This is a genomic window from Gaetbulibacter sp. PBL-D1 (genome assembly GCF_050509525.1).
Taxonomy (GTDB): domain Bacteria; phylum Bacteroidota; class Bacteroidia; order Flavobacteriales; family Flavobacteriaceae; genus Gaetbulibacter_B; species Gaetbulibacter_B jejuensis.
Genome location: NZ_JBNWKB010000004.1, coordinates 1 through 14,914 on the forward strand (window position 1 = coordinate 1; position 14,914 = coordinate 14,914).

The 14,914-nt window shown below is 35.2% G+C and carries 11 protein-coding genes and 1 tRNA gene; 1 reads left to right on the top strand and 11 read right to left on the bottom strand.

Annotated elements, in window-relative coordinates:
• On the top strand, nucleotides 1-1,657 hold a 1,657-nt coding region (locus ACQ0RB_RS04220), incomplete at its 5' end, for a glycoside hydrolase family 9 protein (protein ID WP_430496694.1).
• Nucleotide 1,658: 1 nt separating this feature from the next.
• Here the strand turns inward: ACQ0RB_RS04220 and bglX are convergent.
• The 11 genes from bglX to ACQ0RB_RS04275 form a co-directional block, all read right to left on the bottom strand.
• Nucleotides 1,659-3,944 carry a beta-glucosidase BglX gene (bglX, locus tag ACQ0RB_RS04225; protein WP_430496696.1) on the bottom strand — a complete coding sequence of 762 codons (2,286 nt, stop codon included), beginning with the start codon at nucleotides 3,942-3,944 and terminating at the stop codon, nucleotides 1,659-1,661.
• A gap of 5 nt (nucleotides 3,945-3,949) precedes the next feature.
• Nucleotides 3,950-5,335: a sialate O-acetylesterase gene (locus ACQ0RB_RS04230; RefSeq protein ID WP_430496697.1), complete on the bottom strand. Its 1,386-nt coding sequence runs from the start codon at nucleotides 5,333-5,335 to the stop codon at nucleotides 3,950-3,952.
• Nucleotides 5,336-5,347: 12 nt separating this feature from the next.
• A complete protein-coding gene (locus ACQ0RB_RS04235) occupies nucleotides 5,348-6,409 on the bottom strand; it encodes a GDSL-type esterase/lipase family protein (protein ID WP_430496699.1) in 1,062 nt (353 codons plus the stop codon).
• A 202-nt stretch (nucleotides 6,410-6,611) separates the two neighbouring features.
• Nucleotides 6,612-6,685 (bottom strand) — tRNA-Arg (locus ACQ0RB_RS04240).
• Between the two features lie 7 nt (nucleotides 6,686-6,692).
• On the bottom strand, nucleotides 6,693-7,142 hold the full coding sequence (locus tag ACQ0RB_RS04245; protein ID WP_134198606.1) for a GatB/YqeY domain-containing protein: 450 nt from the start codon (nucleotides 7,140-7,142) through the stop codon (nucleotides 6,693-6,695).
• A gap of 120 nt (nucleotides 7,143-7,262) precedes the next feature.
• Nucleotides 7,263-9,191, bottom strand: a complete 1,929-nt coding sequence (gene ftsZ / locus ACQ0RB_RS04250; RefSeq protein ID WP_430496701.1) for a cell division protein FtsZ — start codon at nucleotides 9,189-9,191, stop codon at nucleotides 7,263-7,265.
• A gap of 29 nt (nucleotides 9,192-9,220) precedes the next feature.
• Nucleotides 9,221-10,552 carry a cell division protein FtsA gene (gene ftsA, locus ACQ0RB_RS04255; protein WP_129759321.1) on the bottom strand — a complete coding sequence of 444 codons (1,332 nt, stop codon included), beginning with the start codon at nucleotides 10,550-10,552 and terminating at the stop codon, nucleotides 9,221-9,223.
• A 3-nt stretch (nucleotides 10,553-10,555) separates the two neighbouring features.
• Complete coding sequence (locus ACQ0RB_RS04260; protein ID WP_430497007.1) at nucleotides 10,556-11,245, bottom strand: cell division protein FtsQ/DivIB; 690 nt, start codon at nucleotides 11,243-11,245, stop codon at nucleotides 10,556-10,558.
• A gap of 22 nt (nucleotides 11,246-11,267) precedes the next feature.
• Nucleotides 11,268-12,620, bottom strand: a complete 1,353-nt coding sequence (gene murC / locus ACQ0RB_RS04265; RefSeq protein WP_430496703.1) for a UDP-N-acetylmuramate--L-alanine ligase — start codon at nucleotides 12,618-12,620, stop codon at nucleotides 11,268-11,270.
• Entirely contained in the window at nucleotides 12,617-13,714 is a 1,098-nt protein-coding gene (murG, locus tag ACQ0RB_RS04270; RefSeq protein WP_430496705.1) for an undecaprenyldiphospho-muramoylpentapeptide beta-N-acetylglucosaminyltransferase, read from the bottom strand. The genes murC and murG overlap by 4 nt, the downstream gene beginning before the upstream one ends.
• Complete coding sequence (locus ACQ0RB_RS04275) at nucleotides 13,714-14,907, bottom strand: FtsW/RodA/SpoVE family cell cycle protein (RefSeq protein ID WP_430496707.1); 1,194 nt, start codon at nucleotides 14,905-14,907, stop codon at nucleotides 13,714-13,716. The genes murG and ACQ0RB_RS04275 overlap by 1 nt, the downstream gene beginning before the upstream one ends.
• Between the last annotated feature and the right edge of the window lie 7 nt (nucleotides 14,908-14,914).

The following is a 14,914-nucleotide window of genomic DNA, read 5'->3' on the forward strand; positions in this document are numbered from 1 at the left end:
TTTGCAAGATACTGAGTGTAGAAAATGGGATTCACCAAATGATGCTTCAACTGAAAAAGATTTGAGTGGTGGATGGTATGATGCAGGCGATTACAACAAATACACACATTGGACTGCAAACTATGTGTTTGATTTGCTAAAAGCCTATATCGAAAATCCAAATGCTTGGAGCGATGATTATGATTTACCATATTCCAACAACGGAACTCCTGATATTATCGATGAAATTATTTGGGGAATGGATCACTTGCTAAGACTACAAGAAACCAATGGTTCCATGATTAGTATAGTGGATTTGGACCATGCGTCTCCACCTTCATCAGCAACAGGACAAAGTCTTTATGGAGGCGTCAACACAACTGCTACACTATCTTCTGCAGGAGCATTTGCATTAGGATCTAAAGTTTTTGAAGGATTAGGAATGTCGGCTTATGCAAATACGTTAAGACAAAGTGCTTTAAGTGCATGGAATTGGGCAGATGCCAACCCAAATGTTATTTGGGAAAACAACAGTTCTTCTTATAGTTCAGTTGGTATCGGAGCAGGACAGCAAGAAACGGATGATTATGGCAGGTTTGCCTTAAAAATGAGAGCAGCTATTCATCTTTATGACTTAACTAATACAAGTTTGCCTGAAGACGCTAGCATCAATTCTACAATGAAAACTTTTGTAGAAAACAACTATCAAGATATTCATCTCATTCTTTGGAATTATGCTTTCCCTTTTGAACAAGGCAATCAGGATAACTTGTTATACTATTCCAGTCTTGAAAATGTAGACGCTACAGTAGCAAATGAAATAAAAACAGTGTATCAAAACAGCATGAATTCTGCTAGTAATTTTGAAGGATTAACTAATGAAACCGATCCATATTTAGCACATCTTGAAGATTATGTTTGGGGAAGTAATGGTATCAAATCCAGAAAAGGATTAATGTTTACTAACTATGCATTACACGACGTTAACAGCTCTAATAGTGCAGATGCTATGCGAGCTGCTGAACGTTACATTCATTATTTACACGGTGTAAATCCATTAAACTTTTGTTACTTATCTAACATGTACGATTATGGTGCTGACCATGGCGTTAATGAATTTTATCATACCTGGTTTGGAGATGGAACTGATTGGGATAACGTACTAAACGACCCTTACGGACCTGCTCCTGGTTTTTTAACAGGTGGACCAAACCCTTCCTATAATTGGGATGGATGCTGTCCTTCTGGTTGTTCTGGTTTAACATGTGATGCACCTCAAGTTGCAAGAATTCAAGGTCAGCCAAAACAAAAAGCCTATGACGATTTTAATACAAGTTGGCCCATGAACTCTTGGGAAGTCACCGAAAACAGTAATGGTTATCAAGTGGCTTACATTAGATTGTTATCACACTTTGTGAGTGGCTCAAGTTCACTTTCTGTAAAGGATAATGTTTTTAACGACGTTGCGTTTTCACCAAACCCTTTTACAGATAGTTTGACTGTTCAAGCTTCAAAACCATTCAACTATATCATTTATGATTTAAAAGGTGTAGCAATTGAAAAAGGGCATTGCAACCAAAATTGTAGTATTGGTAAAACGATCAAAACATCAGGTGTTTATTTGGCTAAACTATTTAACAATCAAAGCAGTAAAACCATCAAACTGATTAAAAAGTAGTTTACTCCAAAGTAAAGTCTTGTTCTAATTCAGCATTAGAATCACCACCAACAAACACCTTAAAATCACCTGATTCTACCACAAATTCTCCTTGGTTCGTATAGAAACCAAGTTCCTTTTTAGTAAGCACAAATTCAACCGTTTTAGATGCACCTGCTTCTAACTCAATTAACTCAAAACCTTTTAGTTCTTTAAGCGGTCGTATAACACTTCCAACCAAATCTCTTATATATAATTGCGCTACTTCCTTGCCTTTTAAAGTTCCAGTATTTTTAAGCGTAAAAGACACTTTTACTTCCTGATTTTCTTTGTAAGTATTGGTTACTTTTAAATTTGAATATTCAAAAGTGGTGTAACTTAAACCATAACCAAAAGGATACAAAGGCGTTTTTTCAACATCAGTATAATGCGACCAAAATACGTTTCCATCTTTATCGGTTGGTCTTCCTGTTGGGTAATTATTGTAATAAATTGGTGCTTGACCTACATTTCTAGGAAAAGACATGGGCAGTTTACCACTTGGGTTATAGTCTCCATATAATACGTTAGCAATCGCATTTCCAGATTCAGTTCCTAAATGCCACGCTTCAACAATAGCAGGAATATGTTCGCTTGCCCATTCAATGGCTAGTGGTCTTCCGTTGTTTAAAACTAACACCACATTAGGGTTTACTTTATAAACTTCCTCTAAAAGTTCTTGCTGAAGACCTGGTAAATCTAAATTGGTACGACTTCTACCTTCACCACTTTGAAAACCATGTTCGCCTAACACCATAACCACAACATCAGCTGTCTTCGCTGTTGCAATAGCTTCATCAAAACCTGAGGTATCAGTAGTGTTAATCTTTACTTCTTGTAAAAAGGTTGAAGTGCCTTCAAAAACTTCAGGACCTCTAGAGAAGTTTAATGTGTTGCCTTTGTAAGACGACATACCTTCCAATACAGAAATCGCAGTATCATCATCTGAAGCGATTCTCCAGCTACCTAGAGGACTTGACTTATCATCAGCCAAATCACCAATTAAAGCGATGGTTTGACCATTCTTTTTAAGCGGTAGCAAATTGTTATCGTTCTTTAAAAGCACGATAGACTTTTTTGCCATATCCAAAACAGCTTCTCTATAACTTTCATGGTAGGTCCATTCTTTTTCCCTATCGTCATCACAATATCTGTAAGGGTCTTCAAAAAGCCCTAACTCAAACTTCACCTTTAAAATACGTCTAACAGCATCATCTAAAATCGATTCTTTTACCACACCATCTTTAACCAATTGTGCTAATTCCTGAATATAAACATAGCCTTCCATATCCATATCAGAACCAGCATTTGCAGCAATTTGAGCCGCTTGACGTTTATCTTTTGCGTGTCCCCAAGGAATCATTTCATTTATAGAAGCCCAATCTGAAACCACGAAACCATCAAAATTCCAATCTCTTTTAAGAATGTCTCTTTGCAAAAACGAACTTCCTGTAACAGGAACACCATTTAAGGTGTTAAAGGAGTTCATAAATGTTTTTACACCAGCCTCTGAAGCTGCTTTAAAAGGAGGCAGTACTGTGTTGTAAAGTGTACCATTTCCTATATCAGCAACGTTATAATCCCTTCCTGCTTCAGCAAAACCATAAGCGGCAAAATGTTTAGCACAAGCAGCAATAGTATTATGAGCAGAAAGATCATCACCTTGAAATCCGTTTACTCGTGCTTTGGCTATTAAACTTCCCAAATAAGGATCTTCACCAGCACCTTCCATAACACGTCCCCAACGTGCATCTCTTGAGATATCAACCATTGGAGCAAAAGTCCAGTTAATTCCAGAAGCAGAAGCCTCAGTAGCTGCAACTCGTGCGGATTTTTCAATAGCTTGCAAATCCCAACTAGCCGATTCAGCCAACGGAATTGGACTTAAAGTTTTATAACCATGAATCACATCAAACCCAATTAGTAACGGAATACCTAGTCTAGATTCTTCAACTGCAATTCTTTGAACATTTCTTACCTCTTCAGCTCCTCTCACGGTTAACATCGCTCCAACCCATCCTTTCTTAAGGTGATCATATTTTAAGGCAGCATTTCCCTCTTCAGGCGCTGGTCCTGTAACGTCCCAAAACCCATTATAAAGATTCATTTGTCCTACTTTCTCTTCAATGGTCATTTGTGATAATAACGACTCTACTTTCTGATTTATATCAACCTTTGTTTCTTCCATTTGAGCATGTGTTTTTGTGTTCACAAGACAAAGCAAAATAACTGCTACTGCACAAACTCTTGTGATTTTTATTGTTTTCATGATTGTTATTTAATTAGTTGTGTGGTAAAGCTAGACATTGGCAATCCTACTTTATTGAATATATTGGCTTCTATAGTATTTCCCCAAGCATACCTTACATACATAGGTTCCTTTACTTGTTTTGAAAACACTTCTATTTGATTTCCTTTTATTTTGAATTTCGCCGAATGAAATACCTCATCAGTTCCTGCTACTTCAAACTGACTGGTCCTTGATGTAGCATATAATCCGTCAGCATGATTAAATGTTAATAGAAGATTGTTATTTATTACCTCAGAAGATGCATACAACGGACTTTCAACAACAGCATCTATTGTATTATAATGCTTCTTAAGTGCTAATTGAGCAAACCTGAGTCCTACATCCTTTTTATTACGTGGATGAATGTCTTTAAGGTCTCCTATATCTGAAGTGACAACCATTGCAGTTTTTGGCAATTCTAATGTGCGTCTTTGCGCATCCCTAACTTCTACACCTGCAAACTCATGGTAAGAAAAAGGCGCTATTTGAGCAAAGTAAAAAGGAATTTCTTTATTAAATGCTTGTCTCCAAGATTTAATCAATTCAGAAAAAATTAAATGATAAGACTTTGAATTTGCTGTATTATTTTCACCTTGATACCAAATCACTCCTGAAACATTAAGTTTAGTTAGTGGATGAATCATAGCATTATATATACGACCAGGTTCATAAGGAGCCCATTCAACAGGGTTAATTTTTTCAGATGCTTTTTTTAATTCATCATTCGTTTTAAAAACTGATTCTGGCATCCAAGTTTCGGCATAGCTTCCTCCCCAACTAGAATTAATCAATCCTATTGGAATGTCGAGTTCTTGATATAGTTTTTTTCCGAAGAAATAAGCAACTGCACTAAAATACTGCATGGTTTCTGGTGAACACGTTTGCCACTGACCATCCAGATTATCTTGAGGTGTTTCGGAAGAATGTTTTGACACTGTAAACAATCTAATATTAGGGAAATTTGCAGCAGCTATTGCTGTTTCAGCATCATCAATTCCTGCTGAGGCAGTCCACTCCATATTGGACTGACCAGAACACACCCAAACCTCGCCAATTAAAACATTATTCAGTTTAATTTCATTATATCCTTTGATTGTTATTGTATATGGACCACCTGCTTTTGGAGTTTTTAAAACTGCTTCCCATTTTGCATAATTAGTGCCTTTGGTTGTAATAGTATCATTACTCCAACTTGTTGTAATGGTTATGGGTTCGTGAGGATTACTCCATCCCCAAATTTTAACATTATCTTGCTGTTGCAACACCATATGATCACTAAAAAAAGATGGGATAGTGACATTAGCAAAGGAGCTCATTATAAAAGACAAGCTACCTATACAACACAAAATATATTTATTGTAAATCTTCATTAAATTAAATGTTTAGTTAGCCAATGCCTTTTTGAAGAACGGAATTAGTTTTTCGGCCATTACTTTATTATCTGCTATACTTGGATGGTAACTGCAACCATTAGCATACACATCATTGAATTGAAATATAGGAATTATTCTATTAGAGTCCTTTTCAAAATGTGCTTTTACTTGCGTTAAGCAATCTATAAGCACGTCGTTTTTGTCTCCCTGAATCATTGGACTATTTAAAAGCACCACTTGAGTATTTGGGTAGTGTTTATATACTTTACCAACTAATTCTATATAACGTGTTATATAAGCTTCAGGATTGAAAGGCAAACGGTCTTTGATGCCATCGCCTTCGGACATATCATTGGTTCCTAAACAGATGCTCACTAGATTTGGCTTAACCTTAAAATCGTATAGTACATCATCATTAGTGTTTAGGAATAAATTTTCATAAACCTCAGGCATAATAGGCTCGTCTTTATGCTCGTCGTTCCAATTACGATAGATTCCCATACCAGAAACCGAACTCAAAATATAATCAGCGTTTAAAGCTCTTGCTACTATTGATCCATATGCTAAATAGGCATTATGCTGGTCTATGTATTCACCTTTGGCATCACAAGGAACATCAGTAGGATCCATTAAAGCACCACAGGTTATAGAATCGCCAATAAACTCTATAGTAAATGCAGTATCTCTTTCAACTTTAGAAATAGCTTCAGCTTCTACACCATGAAAAAGCACCATACCACTTGCCGCTTCAGTTGCCTTAAAAATTCCAACCTTATTTTGCGTTTCTGTTTTAGGTAAAGCTATTTTAATGGAATTGATGGTGTCTCCAGAAATTGTATATCGTTTTTGATACTCATCATTTATTGTAAGTACAAAGTAATTTCTTGGTTTGTATTCTGACTGGATATTGATTGTTAATGAATCTCCTGTCACATTGAATTCAACCGATGAAGCAGAACTTATCAACCCAACTGAATGCTCTTTTGTTATAGTTCTTCCTGAATATTTAAAAACCTCATTATTAGACTGAAAAACATCTAATTGTTTACTTTCTGGATTCTTACAACACATAAAAGCAAGCGTTAATAAGAGGTATGTAGTTTTAATGCGCACGCTAAAGTTTATTACAGAATAAAACTAGCAAAAAGTGTTTGATTTTAATTATTAAAAAATTTCAAAAACTTGTACTATTTTTAAAGTGCTCCTCTAAAAAAACAAGCCCTAAATCGAATCCATTTTATATGAACTCACTTTAGGACTTTGCATCTATTTGTGACCTCGAGAGGATTCGAACCTCCAACCCTCAGAGCCGAAATCTGATATTCTATCCAGTTGAACTACGAGGCCAAAAGCCTTACGCCAATTGTTGTCTTACAATTGTAGAAATGGTTTTACCATCAGCTTTTCCTGCCAATTGTTGTGTTACTACTCCCATTACTTTTCCCATGTCTTTCATCCCTTCTGCACCAACTTTAGCAATTACCTCTTTTACAACATTGGTTATTTCTTCTTCAGTTAACTGTTCAGGTAAAAATTGACTTATAACTTTTGCTTGTGCCAATTCAGGTTCTGCTAAATCAGCTCTATTTTGTTCAGCAAAAATTGCTGCACTATCTTTACGTTGCTTAACTAGTTTTGAAAGAATTTTTATCTCTTCTTCACTTGTTAATTCCTCTTTTGTACCTGTTTGGGTTTGTGCTAATAATATTTCAGATTTTACTGCTCTTAATGCTGCTAAAGCCAATTGATCTTTTTCTTTCATTGCTGTTTTCATAGCAGCCATTACGTCTTGTTGTAAGCTCATACTAGTTTGAATTAATTAGAATTGCGAAGATACTAAGAAAAAACACAAAAAGTAAACCCGGAAACTACCATAAAGCTTCCGGGTTTGACACAAGTGTGAAACACTAAACTAAATTTGCTATTAATCTACGTTGTCGTGTAAAAATGAATTGTTACTTCTTAATTGAATATCGTCATTGTCGTCAGTGCCAACAGACATTCTTGAAGCATTCGTATCAGAAGAATGTTGCGATTCTTCTAAATTCACCCCTTGTCTTTTATATGCAGGTTCTTTTTCAATTTCATCTATTTTAGCATTGTTGAATTTGTAATTGAAGTCTTTCATTTTACGTCTTCTTTCATCTGCTCTTTCTTTGATTAAAGCAGAAATTGGACTGTTCATTGGGTCGACTTCTTCGTTTTCAACTTCTTCAACCTCTTCAGATGTAATTACTTTTTTCTCAAAAACAATTTCCTCTTCTACTTCAGGTTCTTTTGCCTTTGTAGTATTTATTGAAGATTCAAACGTTGAATATTCATCTAACGCATATCTAACTTCTCCTGTTTCATTAGCTTCTGTAACAGGAATAATCTCAACATGGTCGTTAACGTTAAGATCTTTAACTTCATCATCTAAATCGAAAAGAATCTTTTCTTCTTTTTCTTGAATTTCTTCTTCTTCAATTTTTTGATTAGGAAGTGGTAAATCAAACGTTAATGTAAACTGCTCCTCTTCTTCTACTTGAATTTCTTCTTCTTTTACTTCTTGAACAGGAGTAATAATGAAATCTTCTTCACTAGGCACTTTATGGTCTAAAACCTCGTCGTAAACAACGTTTATTCCTTTAAGAAAATCTGTAGTTGGAATTAAATCCATCTTTTCATCCTGAGCCTGAACTTCATTATCATCTTCTTCATCTAATAATGTATGACGAACTACTTCAGGTGCTTTCTTTTCTTCCTTTTCTAATACAATATCTGGAGTTATGATAGCAGGATCTTGCTCTTTTACATTCATATCATCAGCATCATCTTCAAGAGCGTGTACTACTTTTTTAACTTCAGTATTAGAAATTTCATGCTGTTGATCAATATCGAAACCCGTTGCAATAATTGTAACTGAGATTGATTCTTCTAAAGATTCGTCTTCACCAACACCCATAATAATGTTTGCTCCATGACCTGCTTCATTTTGAATATGGTCGTTGATTTCACCAATTTCATCAATTGTGATTTCATGTGAACCAGACACGATAAGCAATAACACATTTTTAGCTCCAGTAATTTTGTTATCGTTTAATAGCGGAGAATCTAACGCTTTCATGATCGCTTCTTGCGCTCTGGTTTTTCCTGAAGCAGTAGCAGAACCCATTATTGCAGTTCCACTATTACTTAATACAGTTTTAGCATCACGTAAATCGATGTTTTGTGTATAGTGATGTGTGATAACTTCAGCAATTCCTCTTGAGGCTGTTGATAAAACCTCATCAGCTTTGGAGAATCCAGCTTTAAACCCAAGGTTTCCATAAACTTCACGAAGTTTATTATTATTGATTACCACTAAAGAGTCTACATGACCACGAAGGTTTTCAATTCCTTTTTGCGCTTGTTCGTTTCTTGTTTTTCCTTCAAACTGAAATGGCATTGTTACAATACCTACAGTAAGGATATCCATTTCTTTTGCCATTTTAGCAATTATAGGAGCAGCTCCAGTACCTGTTCCTCCACCCATTCCAGCGGTAATGAATATCATTTTAGTGTTGGTATCCAACATTCTACGAATGTCTTCTAAACTTTCAAGTGCTGCTTGCTCACCAACATCTGGATTTGCTCCTGCACCTAAACCTTCGGTTAAGTTAACTCCTAATTGAATCTTGTTTGGGACACCACTGTTTTGTAGTGCTTGGGAATCTGTATTGCATATTACAAAGTCAACACCTTTAATACCTTGCTGGAACATGTGGTTAATGGCGTTGCTACCTCCTCCTCCAACTCCAATCACTTTAATGACGTTAGATTGGTTTTTTGGCAAATCGAAAGCAATGTTTCCTAATTCACTATTATTACTCATATAATTAGTTTTACTGGATTTATAATTAATTATTCTGCGTTATCTAAAAAATCTTTTACTCTTTCTGTTAATTTATCTAAGAACGATTTACGCTCTTTTTTAGGTTGACTTACAACCTCTTCATCAGCACTTTGTGCTTCCTCACTTACTTCATTTAAGCTTTCCTCTACTTCTGGTTCTTTTTCTATTCGTTTTCTTTCTTGACGTTTTAGTCCGTCCATCACTAAACCTACAGCTGTAGCAAATAAAGGACTTGCAATATCATCATCACTATCTCCTGCAAGATGCTCATTAGGATAACCAATTCTGGTATCCATTCCTGTGATATATTCAACCAACTGCTTTAAGTGTTTTAACTGAGCTCCACCTCCTGTTAAAACAATACCTGCAATTAGTTTTTTCTTTTGCTCTTCGTGTCCATAGTTTTTTATCTCAACATAAACTTGCTCAATAATTTCTACTACACGAGCATGTATAATTTTTGAGAGGTTTTTAAGCGTAATCTCTTTTGGCTCTCTTCCTCTCAGTCCAGGAATTGATACAATTTCGTTATCCTTATTTTCCCCAGGCCATGCAGAACCAAATTTTATTTTTAAAAGTTCAGCTTGCTTTTCAATGATTGAACAACCTTCTTTTATGTCTTCGGTAATAACATTTCCACCAAATGGTATTACTGCTGTATGACGAATAATACCATCTTTAAAGACTGCTAAATCTGTTGTACCACCACCTATATCAATAAGCGCAACTCCTGCTTCTTTCTCTTCTTGACTCAAAACAGCATTTGCTGAAGCTAATGGCTCCAAAGTGATACCTTCAAGTCCTAAACCAGAACTTTTTACGCATCTTCCTATATTTCGTATTGATGACACTTGGCCAACTACAACATGGAAATTAGCCTCTAAGCGTCCTCCATACATCCCAATTGGTTCTTTTATTTCTCCTTGTCCATCAACTTTATATTCTTGTGGTAATACATGAATAATTTCTTCACCTGGTAACATTACCAATTTGTGAACTTGATTGATAAGTTTATCTATATCTTCTTCATCGATTACCAATTCAGAATTTGGTCTTGTAATGTAATCGCTGTGTTGTAAACTTCTAATGTGTTGTCCAGCGATACCTACAGTTACTTCTTCAATTTTTAAACCTGCTTCTGCTTCTGCTTCTTGAACAGCTTGCTGAATAGACTGAATAGTTTGCGTAATATTATTTACAACACCTCTATGCACACCTAAACTCTTGGATTTACCAATACCAAGAATTTCAGCTTTCCCATATTCATTTTTACGACCAATCATAGCCACAATTTTTGTGGTACCTATATCTAATCCTACAGAAATTTTATTATTCTCCATTACTTACTTTTTGGTGCAAATGACTTGATTATCAAATTTTAAGTTCACTATGCTATAGCTATCCAATGTTTTATCTTTAAACGCTTTTTGGTAAAACGCTTTAAGATTATTTATTTTCTTGTCTAACATTTTTAAAGCGCCTAATTGTATTTTGAAATCGTTCAATCTAAATTTTAAATCAATTGATTTATTTTCATTTTGATGAATCTCAATGACGTGTTGCTTTAAGAATTTATCTTCGCTGACTTTTTTTGCAATTTTGTATACATTTTCCAAGTCATTTTTTAAAACAGTTCCTGTAACCAGTGGTACTCTTGCTGTATAATTGTCGGACAAAGGCATAAACAACCCTTGACTATCAATATAATAAGATGCATTTGTACTAACTCTTGCTATAGGTTGCTTTTGCTCTATCTCAGCTGTAATTGAGCCATCAATACTCATATACACCTGAGCCTCTTTGATCATGGCATTAGAATTTAGGGCAGTTTCTAAAACATTCAAATCTATAATTTCTTTAGGCTTGTTCGTAACTCCCTCTTGATTTTGTATTAACAATTTACTAACAGTCTCTTGGGTTATAAACAAATCTTGACTACCAATAAATTTCACATCAGGAGCTGCAACTTTTCGACCTGAATTTCTTGCTGACGAAAACGCATAAAGAAACACTACTAACACTAGCAACAACACGATTTTTATGTAATTTATTTTACTAACTCGCGACACTTAACGCTTCTTTTACATGTTTAACTTCTTCTCCTATATCTCCTGCTCCAATCATTAAAATAACTTGAGCATTACTTTTCTTTATTTCTGAAATAATTTCAGGCTTTTCAACCAGCTTTTTGTGGTTATGTTTCATCTTATCCAATAACCAATTAGAAGTTATACCTTCAATTGGCAATTCTCTAGCTGGATAAATATCAAGCAATAAGACCTCATCAAATTGCGACAAGGCTTCAGCAAATTCATCAGCAAAATCTCTTGTTCTACTGAATAAATGTGGCTGAAAAACTGCCATAACTTTTTGATTTGGATACATTTCTCGCACTGCTTGATGCACTGCATTTATTTCTTGCGGATGATGTGCATAATCATCAATTAGCACTAAATTTTCGGTTTTAATAGGATAACTAAACCTGCGTTTAACACCTTTGTAAGATGCTAAAGCTTTGGCGAGCTGTTTGGGAGGGCAACCATACTCCACAGCCATCGCCAAGGCTATTAATGCATTCGACAGGTTATGTCTACCAGGTAGGTTAAATTTGAAATTGTCAAGGGTAGTACTTGGTGTTTTTACATCAAACACATAAGTACCATCTATAATTTTTATATTTTTTACTGAATAGTCTGAATCATCTTCTATTCCGTAGGTAATTCCTTTTAATGGCAGTCCGTTTTTTACGAAGAGTTTTCCGTTTGGTTTTAGTTTTTTAGAAAAATCGGCAAACGAGTCTTTAAGCGCTTCGGCTTCTCCATAAATATCTAAATGATCAGCATCCATTGAAGTAATACATGCCAAATCTGGAGACAGGGTTAAAAACGAACGATCAAACTCATCAGCTTCAACAACTGTTACCTTTGTTCCGTTAAGGATTAAATTAGAATTATAATTCTCACTAATTCCTCCCAAGAAAGCAGTGACTTCCACTCCACACTCATTAAGTAAATGACCTAAAATACTGGTCGTAGTAGTTTTTCCGTGAGTACCTGCAACAGCAAGACAAAACGTGTGCTTTGTAATCTCACCCAAAACCACTGAACGCTTTAACACCTTATAACCATTATCAATAAAATAATTAAGTTCTTGATGTGCTTTTGGTATTGCTGGCGTATAAACTACCAACGTAGATTCAATATCTAAAAAGCGAGTAGGAATATTATCAATAGAATCATTGAAATGCACTTTAACACCAAGATTTTCCAAACCGTCAGTAATCTCAGTCTTGGTTTTATCATAACCCATAACTTGCTTATTGTTGGCTTTAAAATATCGTGCTAAAGCACTCATACCAATACCACCAATTCCTATAAAATAGACGTTATGTATGTTGTTATAATTCATTTATGATTCAATAATTTTTCAACCTCATCGGCTATATCTTTAGTTGCATTCACTAAAGCTAGCTTTTTTATATTAGTTCCGAGTTCATTTTGTCTTTCAACTGAATTCACTAGTTGCGAAAACCTGTTTTCAAAATCAACATCCAAATCGGATTCCTTAATTAAAATTGCAGCATCTTTTTCAACAACTGCCATTGCATTTTTTGTTTGATGGTCCTCAGCTACATTAGGCGATGGAATAAAAATTACAGGTTTACCCACAACACACAGCTCAGAAACCGAACTTGCTCCAGCTCTCGAAATAATAACATCTGAAGCCGCATAAGCCATATCCATATTGTTTAAAAAGGGATACACTTGTACATCTTCCATGTTGTTGTATCTTTTATAAGCATCGTAGTACAGTTTACCACATTGCCATATCACTTGAACGTTTTGAGTTTGTATAAACTCCAATTCTTTTTCAATAAGTTCATTAATGCGTTTTGAACCTAAACTTCCTCCTAAAACCAATAAGGTATGTTTTCCATGACGTAACTTAAAAGTATCTTTAGCTTCAATAGCTTTTCCATCAATACTTAAAAGATCTTGACGTATTGGATTTCCTGTTTTTATAAGTTTTGATTTTGGAAAAAATCGCTCCAAACCATCATACGCTACACAAATTTTATCAACACTTTTAGCCAGCAACTTATTAGTAATTCCTGGATAAGAGTTTTGCTCCTGAATTAAACTAGGAATTCGTTTTAAAGTCGCTACCTTAAGTAACGGTCCACTTGCAAAACCTCCTGTTCCAATTACAACATCTGGCTTAAAGGTTTTAACTATTTTTCTAGACCTCAACAAGCTTGTAATCAGCTTAAATGGAAACGTTAAATTTTTAAGCGTAAGCTTACGCTGAATACCAGAAATCCAAAGTCCTTCTATTTCATAACCTGCTTGTGGTACTTTTTCCATCTCCATTCTATCCATAGCACCTACAAACAAAAATTCAGCATCAGGAAAACGAGATTTTAACTCGTTTGCAATAGCAATAGCAGGATAGATATGACCTCCTGTTCCACCACCTGACAATATGATTTTATAGTTACTCATTATATCGCTTCGCTCAAAATTTCGAGCGGATTATCTTCTATATTTTCTTGTTCTTTAATTTCTTCTCTCTTTGCACTTACGCTAAGTATAATTCCTATAGCTAAACAAGTCATCCAAATTGATGTTCCTCCACTACTTATTAATGGCAATGTTTGACCTGTAACTGGAAACAACTCTACAGCAACTGCCATATTTATTAATGCTTGAAAAACAATAGGCAACCCTACTCCTAAAACCAAGAGTTTACCAAAAACCGTATCGGCTTTTTGTGCTGCAATTACAATTCTAAAAAGCAGCCACATGTAAGCCACCAACACAACCATACCACCAATCAATCCATACTCTTCAATTATTATCGCGAAAATGAAATCTGATGACGATTGCGGCAAAAAGTTTTTCTGCACACTTTTTCCTGGACCAACTCCTTTTATTCCACCTGACGCGATAGCTATTTTAGCCTGCTCTATTTGATAGTCTTCTTCAGTATCAACTCCATTAGAAAAATTTTCAATCCTACTCATCCAAGTATCAACCCTATTTGGCATCGCACCTGGAAATGCCTTTGCAACCAATACAAACATGGTTAAACCTACAATTCCTGCACCTATAATTAGCGCTAAATATTTTACTGGATAACCACCTATAAACGCCAACATCATTACCATACTAAATATGATAGCAGTAGTTGAAAAATTAGCAGGAAGTATGAGCATTAATACTAAGAAAACAGGAACCCATAATGGCAGAATGGACTCTTTAAATGTTATTGTTTTATCTTTAATTTTTGAAAGATATCTCGCCACATAAACCATAAGCACCACTGAGGCTAAAGTGGACGTTTGAAACGACATCCCAACAATTGGTATTTGAATCCATCTACTAGCATTTGCTCCCTCAATAGTTGTACCTTGAAGCATCGTTACCACAAGCAATACCAATACAATTGGCAACATAATCATTGATATACCTCTAAAATACCTATAGGGCACTCTATGCACAGCATACATGATTGAAAACCCTAAAAACAAGTGCATAAAATGCTTAACAAAAAATGTAAAGGTGTTACCATTACCTCCTATGTATGCCAAATTACTCGCAGCACTATACACAGGCAGAAATGAGAATATAGCCAACAATGCAGCTATTGCCCAAATTAAACGGTCTCCTTTTATGTTATCAAACAGTTTTTGCACAAGTATT